8 protein-coding genes, 1 rRNA gene, 1 pseudogene and 2 other annotated features are annotated in these 15,269 nt (G+C 40.6%); of the genes and pseudogenes, 7 read left to right on the top strand and 3 right to left on the bottom strand.

Annotated elements, in window-relative coordinates; translation table 11 throughout:
* Positions 1-25: 25 nt before the first annotated feature.
* From RM549_RS04750 to rrf, 7 genes are all read left to right on the top strand, one after another.
* Positions 26-1,618, top strand: coding sequence for an aldehyde dehydrogenase (NADP(+)) (locus RM549_RS04750; protein ID WP_311682287.1), 1,593 nt, complete (start codon positions 26-28; stop codon positions 1,616-1,618).
* An 84-nt stretch (positions 1,619-1,702) separates the two neighbouring features.
* Positions 1,703-2,536: a DUF362 domain-containing protein gene (locus RM549_RS04745; RefSeq protein ID WP_311682285.1), complete on the top strand. Its 834-nt coding sequence runs from the start codon at positions 1,703-1,705 to the stop codon at positions 2,534-2,536.
* A gap of 2 nt (positions 2,537-2,538) precedes the next feature.
* Complete coding sequence (locus RM549_RS04740) at positions 2,539-3,315, top strand: hypothetical protein (protein ID WP_311682282.1); 777 nt, start codon at positions 2,539-2,541, stop codon at positions 3,313-3,315.
* A 323-nt stretch (positions 3,316-3,638) separates the two neighbouring features.
* Positions 3,639-4,517, top strand: a complete 879-nt coding sequence (locus tag RM549_RS04735; protein WP_311682279.1) for an RraA family protein — start codon at positions 3,639-3,641, stop codon at positions 4,515-4,517.
* 593 nt (positions 4,518-5,110) lie between these two features.
* A complete protein-coding gene (locus RM549_RS04730; protein WP_311682273.1) occupies positions 5,111-7,969 on the top strand; it encodes a 3-keto-alpha-glucoside-1,2-lyase-like domain-containing protein in 2,859 nt (952 codons plus the stop codon).
* Positions 7,970-8,292: 323 nt separating this feature from the next.
* Positions 8,293-8,547, top strand: coding sequence for a Gfo/Idh/MocA family protein (locus tag RM549_RS04725; protein WP_311682271.1), 255 nt, complete (start codon positions 8,293-8,295; stop codon positions 8,545-8,547).
* 21 nt (positions 8,548-8,568) lie between these two features.
* Positions 8,569-8,894 (top strand) — a sequence feature (23S ribosomal RNA rRNA prediction is too short).
* A gap of 11 nt (positions 8,895-8,905) precedes the next feature.
* Positions 8,906-9,751: a sequence feature (23S ribosomal RNA rRNA prediction is too short), on the top strand.
* 228 nt (positions 9,752-9,979) lie between these two features.
* Positions 9,980-10,089 (top strand): 5S ribosomal RNA (gene rrf / locus RM549_RS04720).
* Between the two features lie 491 nt (positions 10,090-10,580).
* Here the strand turns inward: rrf and RM549_RS04715 are convergent.
* From RM549_RS04715 to RM549_RS04705, 3 genes and pseudogenes are all read right to left on the bottom strand, one after another.
* Positions 10,581-13,715 (bottom strand): PQQ-dependent sugar dehydrogenase, encoded by a 3,135-nt coding sequence (locus tag RM549_RS04715; RefSeq protein WP_311682265.1) that lies wholly within the window; start codon positions 13,713-13,715, stop codon positions 10,581-10,583.
* A 69-nt stretch (positions 13,716-13,784) separates the two neighbouring features.
* Positions 13,785-14,533, bottom strand: a pseudogene (locus tag RM549_RS04710) (IS982 family transposase); the annotation flags it as partial.
* 17 nt (positions 14,534-14,550) lie between these two features.
* A partial coding sequence (locus RM549_RS04705; RefSeq protein WP_311682255.1) for an IS3 family transposase occupies positions 14,551-15,269 on the bottom strand: 719 nt, incomplete at its 5' end.

Genomic DNA, 15,269 nt, shown 5'->3' with positions numbered 1-15,269 from the left:
AAAATTTAATTTTTAACAGAACAAAATGTCAAATCAAAAAATTTTAATTGCGGGCGGATGGAGAGATGCAAGAAACCCAGAAGGTTTTTTTCATTCAAGTAACCCTGCAGAGAAATCAGAATTATCAGATAGCTTTCCAATTTCATCCAGGGAAGAAGTTCTTGAAATGATCCAGTCCGGGAAAGAAGCTGCGGAGGCAATGTACTCAATTCCTCCTGAAAAGATAGCAGATTTTTTAGAGAAGTTTGCTTCTAATATCGAGGCTTGTACAGACGAATTAGTTGAGATCGCTCATTTGGAAACAGCACTGCCAAAGGAAACGAGATTGCGTGCTGTTGAATTGCCCCGTACAACAGATCAATTACGTCAAGCGGCAGTTGCAGTTAGGGAACGATCTTGGGCAAAAGCAACAATAGATACTAAAAGCAATATTCGTGCAAAATTTGGTGCCTTAGGAGGTCCTGTTGTAGTTTTTGGACCTAATAATTTTCCTTATGCATTTAACAGCGTATCAGGAGGTGATTTTGCATCTGCCATTGCTGCAGGTAATCCTGTTATAGCTAAAGCCAATCCGGCACAGGTAGGTACAACAAAGGTTTTGGCTGAGGCTGCGTTTGAAGCTGTCAAAGCTTCTGGTCTTCCTAAAGCAGCTGTTCAACTAATTTATCATATAAAAACCGAGGTGGGATTGATGCTGGTTTCACATCCCGATGTAGGTGCAACAGGATTTACGGGAGGTAGACCTAGCGGTCTAAAATTGAAAGAAGCTGCAGACAAGGCTGGAAAACCTATTTATCTTGAAATGTCCAGTGTTAATCCGGTCTTTTTTCTTTCAGAAGCTTTAAACGAACGTCATAAGGAAATTGCTACGGAATTGTATGCCTCATGTTCTTTGGGCTCAGGGCAATTCTGTACAAATCCTGGTCTTGTGGTTGTTGAAAACAATGAAGCAGGAATGGATTTCCTGAACTCAGTGACAAAAAGTTTTGCAGAAAATGAACCTGGAACTTTATTTTCTTCTAACGGACCAAAAAATATAGCAGATGCTGTTGCTACCCTTGTAAATGCGGGAGCAGAAGTGCTTTTAGGTGGGAAAGAAAACGATGGTCCGGGATATAGTTTCCAGAATACACTTCTGAAGGTTTCCGGAGATACATTTCTTCAGAATTCCAAACATTTACAAACGGAAGCTTTTGGTACCGTTACTTTGTTTGTTTTCGTAAATAATTCAGATCAAATGAAAGCCGTAGCAGCAAAATTAGAAGGAAATTTAACAGGATCTATTTATTCCGATAGAGGAGGTGAGGACGACCAGGTTTATAAGCAAATTGAACCGGTGTTAAGAACTAAAGTTGGCAGATTATTAAATGATAAGATGCCCACCAGCGTTGCTGTTGTAGCTTCGATGAACCACGGTGGCCCTTATCCGGCAACGGGTCATCCTGGTTTTTCTGCCGTGGGTATACCAGGATCAATGATACGATTTGCCGCACTGCATAGCTATGATAATGTGCGGGAACACCGTCTTCCGGTGGAACTTAAAAATGAAAATCCCACAGGAAAAATGTGGAGGTTAATAGACGGTCAATGGTCACAGGGGAATGTAGTAGTAAACTAATAGGGGAAAACACCTTTTGCCAGTCAGTTGAAGAATCTCAAAAAACTCGCTTAACAATTATATTAACTTTTTAAAATTATTATTATGATTATTAACCATCAGAAATGCATCGCCTGTGGGAATTGTGTAGCAGTTTGCCCGATGAAAGCTATCTATATTGATACCGAAATAAACAGAGCCAAGATTGATGACGACGCCTGTGTAGAATGTGGAACCTGCTTTAGGGGAATGAGTACTGAAAATCTTAATCCCAAGCTTGCCAGGACAATTCGTAAAGCTGCAAAGGCTTTACGCTTCAGGATGGAACCAGAACCGGATGTATGTCCCACCTCAGCAATAGAGATGAATGAATTGGAAATGCCTCGGCTTATTAGGCAGATTTTCTCTGATCCTGTGGTGGAGCATACTTCAACTGGAATAAAAGGACGTGGAACGGAAGAAGTTAAAACTAACGATGTTAGGTTGAGAGTTGATACCGATGAAGTAGGGTATACTATAGAATTTGGCAGGCCCGGTGTAGGTGTAAGGTTCTCAGATATTCAAATAATGACTCGGGAACTAGCCTTACTAGGAGTAAAATTTGAAAAAAATAATCCAATTACTCATTTATTAGCTAATGAATCAACGGGGGATTTACGGGAAGATTTGCTAAATGAGAAAATTTTATCTGCTATTGTTGAAATCAAAACTGATATTAACATGGTAGAAAAAATTTTATCTACCGTTAGAGTAGTTAATATGGAAATTGATACTGTAACGGCTGTAGGAATTTCTACCCGTTGCGGTGAAGATGGTGAAGATAACGTCCTTCGTCCATTATTGGAAAAGTTGGGATATCCAAATCACCGGGCGAAAACCAATATGGGACTTGGGCGCATAACCAACAAGATTTTATTAACGCAAACTGAAAAAAACTAAAAATGACAAATACTTTGCACAGATACGGTACTGCCGAAAGTTTTCGGGATGATTACATCATTTTTGCAATTCCCTCTAAAGGAATTAATGATGAGGATTGTATTCCTAAGCTAAAAGAGTTTTTGAAAATTTGCGCGAGACATAATCCTGTAAATATAGGTAATGGACATCGTGGCGGTTTGGCCCCTCAAAAAGATCTTAGCCCAATGGTTCACTGGAATCGTGTTGCGATTAAAGATTGGGAAAAGGTAATTGAGGGAGTGAGCAAGCCTGGAACTGTTTCAGCTGTTTTTTCCACGAAGGAAGATGCTGAAAACTGCATGAAAGAAGTAGTGGCAGCAGATTTTGGATTTTCTGTAAACATGAGTACTTCTGTTGAAAATGCGAAACGAGCAGGCGAAGTCAGTGGAATAAAACGTCATAGCGTAGAATATTCCCTTGGGTTCTATGATCCGCATGACAATTTGCCGGATTCTCAGGTACTCGGTCTTTCAACGATGTGCGGTCACGGTATGGTCTCGTTTAATTTTGCCAAGAAAATGATTGAAATGGTCCGTGAAGGAAGAAGGTCACCGGAAGAGGCCGCAAGTACTTTGGTTCGCTTTTGTCCATGTGGAATTTACAATTCAGACCGGGCAAAACGCATTTTAGAAGAAAATATAGGCAAAGAAACAGAAGAAGACAGACAAAGAAAAAAGAAAAAACCAACAAAGGGACAAGATGAACAAAATATAGGCAAAGAAACAGAAGAGGACAGGCAAAGGAACAAGAATAGGTAAATATTTTAATTTATTCGTCCGTAAAAATCTGATTTAGGAATTACTTCAGGAATTATAAAATAAAAAAAATATACCAGTAACCTTAGGAACTTTTTATTTTTCAATTGTTATAGTTATATAAAACAGGATTTAATTCATAAGCACTAGGACAGGAATATAAAAGGTATAATATAAGTGACTGTATAAAAAAAATTTACCATATGAATAGTTTTCAATAGTAAATTTTAGAGTCTGATGATGTAGATCCTATGGACTAAGGAAATCATCTATTAACATAAACAAAACTTTAGTCAATAATAATTAAATTAAATAAAATGAAGAAAATGAAAAGTATTGTATTATCGCTAGTTGCAGTAATAGGGTTTAATTGTTCAAATGCCATTGCTCAAAATAGTTCCGATGGTTCAGATGTTTCAGATGAGGTTCTGCTTGAATTGTATCGTGGAGCAAGAGTTAATGACGTTGTAGATGGTTTGGTAACTGTAGGGTATATGGATGTAGGAGTGATGGACCCACAAATTGCACCTTTATGGAGAGATGTCCAAACAATGGATCATAGAATCTCTGGAATTGCTGTAACAGCTAGATATGTTCCGACAAATAGACCTAGGAATGCAGGATCTGATCTAACCAAACCTGAGAATTATCAGGATTACAGAAAATGGAGAGGGATGTGGTATTCAACTCTAGCAGGTGAATCTTTTAATGAACATATAAAAGAGGGAAGTATTGTTGTTATAGATAATCAGGATGATAATGATGCTGGTTCAACAGGATCAAAAAATATTCTAGATTGGCAGGAGCGTGGAATGGTCGGATTAGTTGCTGTAGGAGGAGTAAGAGACCTTGATGAAATTATTTTACAGAGAAATCCTGTTTACATGAACTATGAAGAAAGGGGAAGGGGTGAACGAATAGGGAGAAACGAATTGCTGGATGTTCAAACACCTGTAGTTGTGGGTGGAGTTCTGGTTTATCCTGGGGATGTTGTTGTAGCTGATACAGATGGTGTGGTTGTTGTACCAAGAAGAGTAGCGGTAAGAGTAGGACAAATTGCTTATATGGAATTAATTGCGGATATAGAAGGACGAAGAGAGCTTTATGAAAAATTAGGTAGGGAAATTGATGAAACTGTTGCTAACCGTCCCTCTCCTGAGGAGTTTTTCAGAAGTCTTGGGATTCCCGAAGACCCTAATAAATAGTCAATAAAGGAAGTAGAGAATTAGTTATATCAGTTATCGGAATTCGTAAAAATTTAGGAGAAATAATTTCGTTTATTGATAATTGATTGAGTTAGGTAAGCTTAATTAGATTTGTGTGTTAATGAAAAAGGCTGATTCAAAAAAGGATCAGCCTCTTTTCTTTGTTATTGTCGAATAAAAATTGAAAAAAGATGAGAAATAATTTGATTCAATCAGGATTACGGAATAGGTGAATTGAGGCAACCGGAAATAATTTAATGTGATCCCATTAAAAAAATGCACGTTGAGGTACAGATGATTTCCCCATTTCGGATTTGAAATTGACTATTTTTTATTGCTTTCTTTGATTCTAACATACAGATTTCACTACAGTCTCGTGCTTTGGGAAGGATAATTTGTTCTTGGTTACTCTTCCTATTTTACAATTGAAGACTTTCCGAATAATGATTTTTCTGATCTTAATGGGGAACCCGTAGATAACTGGAAGGTATTTCCAATTCTCCCTCCCGCTTTTGATCCCATAGAAATATTCTAGTGCCTAAATGGTGCAGGTTCTGATCTCGCAGAAAATAATTTTTAAAGTAAGAATACTAATGAGACTTGAATTAATATTGTGCCTTTTTGTAACATTGCCTTTCCTGCAGGGATGTAATACAATTACTGGTAACAAGAGGAATGAGGGAGACCAATTCCTCCAGAGTAAAACTATTGACAAGTATGATAATTATACAGATTGGGCCATTTATCGAGGAGATAAGAAAGCCAATCAATATTCTGAACTAGCACAGATAAATGCAACGAATGTCAATAAGCTAGAGCCTGCTTGGGAATACCATACCGGGGACTTTATCGGTCCTTCTATGTATAGTAATCCTATTGTGGTTGAAGGCTTGATGTATTTCACTACCCCAAAACTAAATGTAGTGGCCCTGGATGCAATTACAGGAGAGGAAGTTTGGGTATTTGATCCTTCAAAGTATAGTGACGATAACGAAGTTTTCCGTGGCCGTAGCCGGGGAGTTACTTATTGGGAAGATGCGAATGGACAAAACCAAAGAATTTTCAATTTCGTCAGGGACCGGGTTTATGCACTGGATGCTAAAACGGGAGAACGGATAGAGCCGTTTGGTGAGGATGGGTTTATTGATTTAAGACAGAACCTGCCAATAGATCCTGAAATGGCTGCTATTGAGGTTACTTCTCCAGGAATTGTATACCAGAATTTCCTCATTGTGGGTTCACGTGTTCCTGAAGGAGAGCGACTATCTACTCCTGGAGATATACGTGCGTATGATACCAAAACAGGTGAGTTTAAATGGATTTTCCATACCATCCCCCAAGAAGGCGAATTTGGATACGAAACCTGGGAATTTAATGATGATGTATCAATTGGCGGAGCCAACCCATGGGGAGGATTCTCTTTGGATGAAGAAAGAGGATGGGTTTTCTTTGCAACAGGCTCCCCTTCACCTGATTTCATTTACGGAGGAGACCGAAAAGGAAAAGGTTTATTCGGAAATTGTATAGTAGCATTAGATGCCACCACCGGGGAGCGGCAGTGGCATTATCAAACGATTCATCATGATATCTTTGATTACGACAATCCTCCAGCCCCTATCCTTACAACAATCAAATCTAAAGGGCAATCCAGGGATGCAGTTGTTCAGCTCACGAAAATGGGGCTCACCTTCGTCCTGGATAGGGACACAGGGGAACCAATATTTCCAGTAGTGGAAATTCCTGTGCCGGCATCAGGTGTGCCCGGTGAGGAAGCATGGCCTACGCAGCCTTTCCCTATAAAACCACCTCCACTGGCTCGTTTGTCTTTAGACGAGGCGGATTTGAATAATATCACCCCCGAATCCCATGCCTCTGTCCTGGAAGAATTTAAGAAATATAAGACTGGGTTTTTATATACGCCAGCTACGGAACAAGGCACCATCACATTACCAGGTCACCAAGGAGGTGTGGAATGGGGTGGTGGATCTTTCGATCCATATTCGAATGTCCTGTACGTGAACGTAAATGAAGCTCCCACAATAAATAAACTTGTGAAGTATTATGATTATGGAGATGATGGTGATGCTACACCAGTTCAACGAGGGGCTCAAATCTATAATCAAACCTGCACTGCCTGTCATGGTGCCAGCAGACAAGGAAATCCTCCGGCATTCCCTGCGCTTACAGACATAAAGTTAAACGTTGAGGAGCTTCGGGAGGTTATTCATAATGGTCGGGGTATGATGCCAGCCTTTCCTCAGTTTTCTAAAAAACAGGTGAATGACTTAATCGCTTTTTTACAAAATGACTTTTCGGAAAGCGATGAGAATTTAGAGGAACAAATTATCCCAATGGATCCTCGGATAAGATACTCCAATGAAGCTCCTTTCTTTGTTGATCCAGATGGATATCCGGCCATTTCACCACCTTGGGGTACACTTCAGGCAATAGATATTGCAGAAGGTACAATCCTCTGGAAAGTTCCTCTGGGAGAATATCCTGAATTAGTTGCTAAAGGAATCCGAAATACGGGTTCAAAAAGCTTTGGAGGACCGGTCTCAACGGCTGGAGATGTCGTGTTTCAGGCTGGTACCCCAGATGAAAAGATAAGGGCATTTAGTACTCATTCAGGTGAGGTTTTATGGGAATACCAGTTACCTGCTGGTGGCTACGCCACACCTAGTGTTTATATGATAGAGGGAAAACAATACGTGGTAATAGCCGCAGGAGGTGGGGGCAAAAATGGAACCAAGTATGGTGATTCTATTATTGCATTTGCTTTGCCAGATTACCTAAATGATGGTCCGCCAGAGGAAGAAAAAACAAGTTCTAAGTGGATTGATCTTTTTGATGGTTCTACCTTGAAGGGTTGGGTTCATCTTAACGGCTCCCACACATATTATGTTGAAGATAGTGCTATTATAGGAAGAACAGTTGAGGGAAGTCCTAATTCTTTTCTTGGTACGACAAAAACGTTTGATGATTTTGAACTAGAACTCGAAGCAATGGTTGATAGCGTTACCAACTCGGGAATCCAAATCCGAACTAAAGTTAAACAACTTACCTTAGGTGATGGTCCTGATTCGAGAGCTGGAAGAGTCTACGGACCTCAGGTGGAATTGGTGAGGAACCAAGGCTCAGGAAAACCAACTACAGGTTTAATATATGGAGAGGCTCTTGGCACTGGTTGGTTGTCGGCGGATGATGAAATGCAAAATGGACATAATCATCTCATCAACGATGGCTGGAATAAAATTCGGATAGTAGCAAAAGGACCTCGCATTCAAACATGGGTGAATGGTGAGCAAGTGGAAGACCTGGTTAATGAAAATGTCTACAAGAGCAATCCTAGAGGATTTATTGGGTTGCAGATGCACGGCATAGAAGGAAGAGGACCATATGTTATGAAGTGGCGGAATATAAGAATTCGGCCCCTTGACAATAACAATTAAAAAAATTGCTGTAGAGAATTTTAATAATTATAATGCGAATTCAGAAGAGCTCCAAATTATAAGTTAAATTATTGTTGGCTCGGGTGCTGGCGGCGGTACGGTTACTTCAAATTATTCAAAGCTAGTTTAGATGCTCCCAGGTGGATGCTGATTCTTATTTTGATTAAGATAACCTGAAAGATAAAAGACAAATACATCCACCTTGGGTGAGCCCGAGATTTTATGAATTATAATTCAAAAAATGAATCAGAAAAAAATAAATATAGCCATTGTTGGATTGGGTTTTGGTGCTGAATTTATACCAATTTATCAGAAACATCCAAATGCAAATATGTACGCGATTTCGACGTACCCAAAGCAAAGTGGATGAAAGTGGGGATGCTTTCGGAATAGAAAAAAGATATACAGACTACAATGAACTGCTGAAGGATCCTGAAGTTTATGCAATTCACATAAATACTCCTATTAATAACCATGCGGAGCAGTCTCTTGCCGCATTACGTGCAGGGAAACACGTGGCCTGTACAGTTCCTATGGCAACAACTGTAGAAGAATGCCGGCAAAACTGTGGTGTATAGCCGGGAGTTTCTTTTTGTGAAAGAAATGTATGAAAAAGGAGAGTTGGGGAAAATTCAGTTTTTAAGGGTCGCCCATCTTCGGATGGGCCGCAGTGAAGAGGTCCAGGCGACTGTTTATCAAAAACACAGGACTCTGCTAAATCGAAAGATGATGTATAGGGCCTGACACCTGCCCGGTGCTGGAAGGTTAAGAGGAGATGTTAGCCCTTGTGGCGAAGCATTGAATTGAAGCCCCAGTAAACGGCGGCCGTAACTATAACGGTCCTAAGGTAGCGAAATTCCTTGTCGGGTAAGTTCCGACCTGCACGAATGGTGCAACGATCTGAACACTGTCTCAGCCATGAGCTCGGTGAAATTGTAGTATCGGTGAAGATGCCGATTACCCGCTGTGGGACGAAAAGACCCCGTGCACCTTTACTATAGCTTAGTATTGACTTTGGACAAGTGATGTGTAGGATAGGTGGGAGACTTTGAAGTTGCGTCGCCAGGCGTGGTGGAGTCATTGTTGAAATACCACCCTTTACTTGTTTGAAGCCTAACCCCTGAAAATGGGGGACAATGCTTGGTGGGTAGTTTGACTGGGGTGGTCGCCTCCAAAAGAGTAACGGAAGCTTCTAAAGGTTCCCTCAGCACGCTTGGTAACCGTGCGTAGAGTGCAATGGCAAAAGGGAGCTTGACTGAGAGACATACAGGTCGATCAGGTACGAAAGTAGAGCATAGTGATCCGGTGGTTCCGCATGGAAGGGCCATCGCTCAAAGGATAAAAGGTACGCCGGGGATAACAGGCTGATCTCCCCCAAGAGCTCACATCGACGGGGGGGTTTGGCACCTCGATGTCGGCTCGTCACATCCTGGGGCTGGAGAAGGTCCCAAGGGTTGGGCTGTTCGCCCATTAAAGTGGCACGCGAGCTGGGTTCAGAACGTCGTGAGACAGTTCGGTCTCTATCTGCAGTGGGCGTTAGAAATTTGAGTGGATCTGACTCTAGTACGAGAGGACCGAGTTGGACCAACCTCTGGTGCACCAGTTGTTCCGCCAGGAGCATTGCTGGGTAGCTACGTTGGGAAGGGATAAGCGCTGAAAGCATATAAGCGCGAAACCCACCACAAGATCAGATTTCTTTAAAGGATCGTGGAAGACTACCACGTTGATAGGCCATAGGTGTAAAGGCAGCAATGTCATAGCCGAGTGGTACTAATAATCCGTTGAGCTTGGTGCAAGGTTCCCCCTCCAGAAAGGGGGAGAGTAACTGGAGGGGAAAAGCCTCTAAAACGCAGATGATTGCTTTTATAACTAGTCTTCTTATGTTCTTTGTTTCTTATAATATGTCAACTTATTAGTCCCTTTGGGACAGTTAAAAGTTGAAAGTTAAAAAGAGAGAAAGTAGCATTACTTTTAAACTTTAAGAACTTTACAACATTTTAACTCAAAGCTTAAGGTGGTTATGGCAACGGGGCTCACCTCTTCCCTTTCCGAACAGAGAAGTTAAGCCCGTTAGCGCAGATGGTACTGCTGTATTGTGGGAGAGTATGTCGCCGCCTTCTTTTTGAAAACCCTTCATCATTGCGATGAAGGGTTTTTTTATGAAATAAAACCAGGTACGGTGCCTTTCATTCATCTTAAAGTTTGATCGCTATTGGATGGCTTATTAATGTATGAAAATGGATGTCAAACCGGGTGCTGAAAAATTTGAATATGTAGAGAATACAGTATCTTTTATTTTTTACTACTTCAGAAGCTCTTTCCATTCCATTTTCAGTAGAATATCTCTTTTCGTTCCTCCTGGCTGTATATCAAAAGCAGAACTGGTCAAAAATAGTTTTATTCAAGAAATGTATCTACAAAGATATATAATCGAATTTTCAACTATCTCCAATTGCCTAAGCTATAATTTCAGATAATTCTTGTATAATTGGCGGGTTGGAAATTGGGTGTTAAGAAAAATTTTTTTACTAGATCTCAGGATAAAAGAAAAGCAGTTGCCGTATTACCGGCAACTGCTTTAGATTTTTCTACTGCTGTTATTAGAGATAAATTATTTTTTCGAATGAAAATATATCCAATCCAGTTCTAAGAATTGTCTTCCCTGACCCTGCCCATCAGAGTTTTTGAAAACAAGATAAAGATCAGATCTTCCTGTAGTAGGACGAATTTCTGTTTTGATCGTTTTATATGAAGACTCTCCATCCGAATGTGGGATAACGGCTTCTGCTATTAATGGGCCATCAGGACTATTAAGATGAACTTCTATTGTACCGGCTGCCAGGTTCTCTACCCGGAAACTCAAAGCCTCAATAGCAGTTAAATCTATATCTTTATATCCGAGCTCTGAATTATGACCGATACTTCCCACAAAAGCAAAATTTCCCCCCTGTGGCCTTACTCTTCCCGCGGCACGAGCGGTCGTATATTCTTCTGCCTGAAGGCGAGGGTGGCGTAACCTAATCATTTCACGATCAGAAAGAGCAGGAAGCCCATTTGCTCCTTTATCGGTATATTGAGCAGTGAAGAAATATGTTCCTTCTTCACCTTGGCCAATATGTTGATCCAGAGGAAGAGTTCCTGTTAGGGACAGTTTTGCTCCTGAACCTGATGGTTCATCTTTTAGAGAAAGGATATACTCTACCATCTTCACTATTTCCTCGGCACTGTGCTGCGGGTGGGCAGGCATCATACTATGACCCCAGTTACCGCTTCCTCCGGCACTAATTTTTTCAGTCAAAAAGTTAACTGCTTCCTGCTGTTTTGCATAGCGTTCTGCTATAGCCAGGTAAGTAGGTCCTATGGATGCTTTTTCTGTGGCATGGCAGGACATGCAGTCACTGCTTTCCATAAGGTTTCTGCCCTGATAATGTGGAGAAATGATAGCGTCCTCTCCAAGGTTAGCAAGATCCTGTCCTTGTGGGAGATATTCATAATTAATGAAAACCTGTTCTGCAGGAATTCCTCCATTTTCGGTGCTTCCATCTTCAGGATCTGTCACCACAATTTTATACGGTAATTTTTTATCAAAATAGAAACTACTATTTCCTTCCATTTCAACTTCCACCTTAGGCGGAGCATTTCCTACCTGTATTCTGACTGTGCTTGTTGCCTCCTGACCTTCTTTGTCCCGAACAATAAGCTTGGGGTTATAAGTTCCCGTCTCTGTAAACGTGTGGCTAACCTCTATTCCCTCAGTAGTTCCTTGACCTTTTTGGAACTCCCAGTGATAGGTAAGTTGATCTTCCGTGTCATAATCAAAAGATTCTTTGGCAGAGAATTGTACGGTTAGCGGTGCTGCTCCTGCTACCTTATCTGCAGTAGCCTGTGCTATAGGTATGCGGTTATCCTCAGCATATTCAATACGTATAAGACGTGCTTCATCATTCTTAGCAAAATAATTGGCTCCGTACTCGAGATAATATAAAGCTCCATCAGGTCCAAATTCCATATCTATAGGTTTTGATATTGGGATTTCCGGTAAGAAGGGTTCTATTCTGGCAGGTTTTCCTTCTTTATCAAAACTTATTACTTTTATCCAGCTTCGGGCCCATTCATAAATAAATAATTTTCCGTCGTAATAAGATGGAAATTTAGCGTTTGAGTCCTGATAAAGGTCTGAATAATAAATAGGGCCAGCCATAGCACTTCTTGAACCTGTACCTAGGTTTGGCCAGATTTCTGACTCTCCATAAGGATACCAGATCATAGCTCCCCTAGCAGGAGGAAGTTTAAGGCTTCCTGTATTATTTGGAGAATCATTTACAGGATTTTCGGGATCAAAAGGTTCACCCGGAGTAAGAGTTGTAAAGTCATAGTCAGGATAAGCAATGTTATTGGCTTCAAAATAGGGCCAGCCGTAATTACCTGCTGAACGTGCCTGATTCCACTCATCGAAACTTTCTGGTCCTTGTGGACTTGATACTCCTGCATCAGGCCCCACGTCACCCCAGTATAACCATCCGGTTTTGTGATCAATTGAGATACGGAAAGGATTACGTGCCCCCATTACATAAATTTCCGGAAGGCCTTCTATGGGATTGTCCGCGAAAAGGTTGCCTTCTGGAATTGTATAGGAACCATCCTGGTTTAACTTTATCCGAAGAATTTTTCCGCGGAGGTCCATTGTGTTACCGGAGGATTTTTGGGCATCATATGGAGCTCTTCCCGGGCGCTCATCAATAGGAGTATATCCATCAGATTCTTTTGAGCTTGTATTATCACCCGTTGAGAGGTAGAGAAGACCATCAGGTCCAAATTGAATAGAACCTCCGGAATGACAGCAGGTTTCACGTTGTACAGGAACCTCCAGGATCATTTTTTCGCTATTCATTACAAGGCTGTCTTTGGTTAATCGAAAACGAGAAAGTCGCTGTACGGAATCGGAGCAAACAGCTGAATAGTAAAAGTATGCGTACTGGTTCTGGCTGTATTGTGGATCAAGAGCTACTCCTAGCAATCCGTCCTCATAGTTCCCTTCTGTACAAACTTCGAACTTGCCCATATTTTTTGTTGTCCGTGTTTTGGCATTGTAAAGTTTTACGGCACCACGGCGTTCGATGTAGACAACAGATCCATCGGGTAAAATGTCCAATTCCATGGGTTCATTAAGATCATTATCCAGAACAATACGGGTAAAGCGATTTTCCTCCGGAACCCTGGGAGAACGTGCTTTATCGTAGGAAAGGCTATTGGATCCCATAGCATAAGCCATCTCTTTTTGTAAATCTTCTTGTGCTAAATTGTCTACAGAGGTTAAATACGAAACCCTACCACCATCGAAGGTTTTTTGAAAGGGAGTGAGTTCCCCGCTTTGTGATACAGAAGCCATTAAATCATTATACCATGGCCATTGGTGGCGTGGCTTTAATTCCGTTCCTACTATGAGCAATCCACCACCAGCCTGTACATGTCGCTCTAAATCTGTCTGATGCCTGATGTTCAGGGAATCTCCAGGAACTCCTGCCAGAATAACAGTCCGGTATTGTTGGAAGGATTCTTCTTCCAGTAACTGAAGGTTGCTTGATGTATCTATTTCTTTTTCCTGGGCTTGAGCTGCCTTCATCAATTGACTAACTTCAGCTGTATACTCCGGGTTATACACTAATAAATACTTTTCCTCATCTGAATTTCCGGAACAGGAAACAATAAGGAATGCGGTCAAAATAAACCAAACTATTTTGCTCATTTTATTCTGTATATTTCAATTTCATTTAAAAGCAACAAGATAGCTTTTTTATATTAACGTGAGTTCGACTTAAGCAGATAATCTTTGATCTATAATTTCCAGGTTTAAGGAGGTTTTTTAGGAAAGAAGCTGTAGGCGATTAGCCCAGAGAGCAGGTTTGACAGGAAGTTATCAAAACTTCTGTGCCTGGTATGTTCGATTTGGCACATATTCTTCAGTTCATCATTTACTGTTTCAATGATGGACCTCTTTTTCAACATCACTTTATCGTAGGTATGCATTAAGCTGTTCTTCATGTTCTTTCTGATCTTGGTAACCAGATGGACTCCGTCCACGAAGAGTTTTTCAAAGAGGTCTTTGCCTATATACCCTTTGTCGCCATAGAGTTTACCTATTATCTTCTTATGGAAATTATCGTTTTTTAAAGGTTCCCTGTCATCAACATTGCCTTGGGTAAGCATAAAATCCAGGATTTCTCCTTTATCATTAATGATCAAATGAAGTTTGAACCCAAAGAACCATCCTATGGAACATTGCCCTTTGGCAGCCATTCCTTTAAAAGTCTTATGCTGCTTCTCCCTCTTGATATGACAAGATCTTAGGGGTGTTGAATCTATAAAGGAAATACCTGTGCATTTTCCCAAACAGCATATTTTCAAGAATAAGGCCATTGGCACCACCGCCTTTTGTTGAAGTTCCACAAAACGATTATAAGATACTGTTTCAGGAAACTCACTTTTCAAATGTGGTTTTACATAGAAAAGGTAAAAGTGTTTTAGATTTCTAAAATTGCCTGAATGGAAAAGTACCATTAGGGTCGTAATGTAAGCTTCCCCTAATTAGAACTGCTTGATTGTATAAAATTATTGTTTTTAGTCTGATCTGTGGTTTCTAATAGAGCATTAAATTTTGCATATTCTATAGGTGCCATTTTTCCTAATGCATCGTGTGGTCTTTGGTTATTGTAATCATCCATCCATACCTGAGTTTGTTCTCTTACCTGATCCAAATCCTCAAATATGTATTTATTTAAAACTCCTCTTCTATAAGTTCCATTGAATCGTTCAATAAAGGCATTTTGTGTAGGTTTTCCTGGCTGGATATACTGGAAATCGATTCCATGCATCTGGCTCCATTCTGAAGCTATCTTGGCAATAAACTCAGGACCATTATCCATTCTTATCTTTTGAGGTTTTGTTCTTCGGTTGATTAGGTGGTTCAGTACCCAAATGACTCGGTTGCTGGGCAAGGAAAAATCAACTTCTATGTGAAGTGCTTCCCGGTTGTAATCATCAATAATAGTAAAAGCTCTAAACCTTCTTTTGTTATCCAGGACATCTGTTACAAAATCCATACTCCAGGTATGATTGAGAGCTTCAGGTACTTCTAAAGGTTCTTTTACTCTTGCTGGTAATCTTTTCTTCACTTTACGCCTTAAGCTTAAGCCAAGGCTTTTATATACACGATAAACTCTTTTATGGTTCCACGGCTTTCCTTCCTTACGCAGTCGCTCATAAGCCATCCAAAAGCCTTCCTCACTAAACTTCTCTGCCT

The organism is Autumnicola patrickiae, from assembly GCF_031846525.1.
GTDB classification, from domain to species: Bacteria; Bacteroidota; Bacteroidia; order Flavobacteriales; family Flavobacteriaceae; genus Autumnicola; species Autumnicola patrickiae.
Note: the sequence above shows the minus strand (reverse complement) of the source record. Positions and strands in the feature narration are given on the sequence as shown.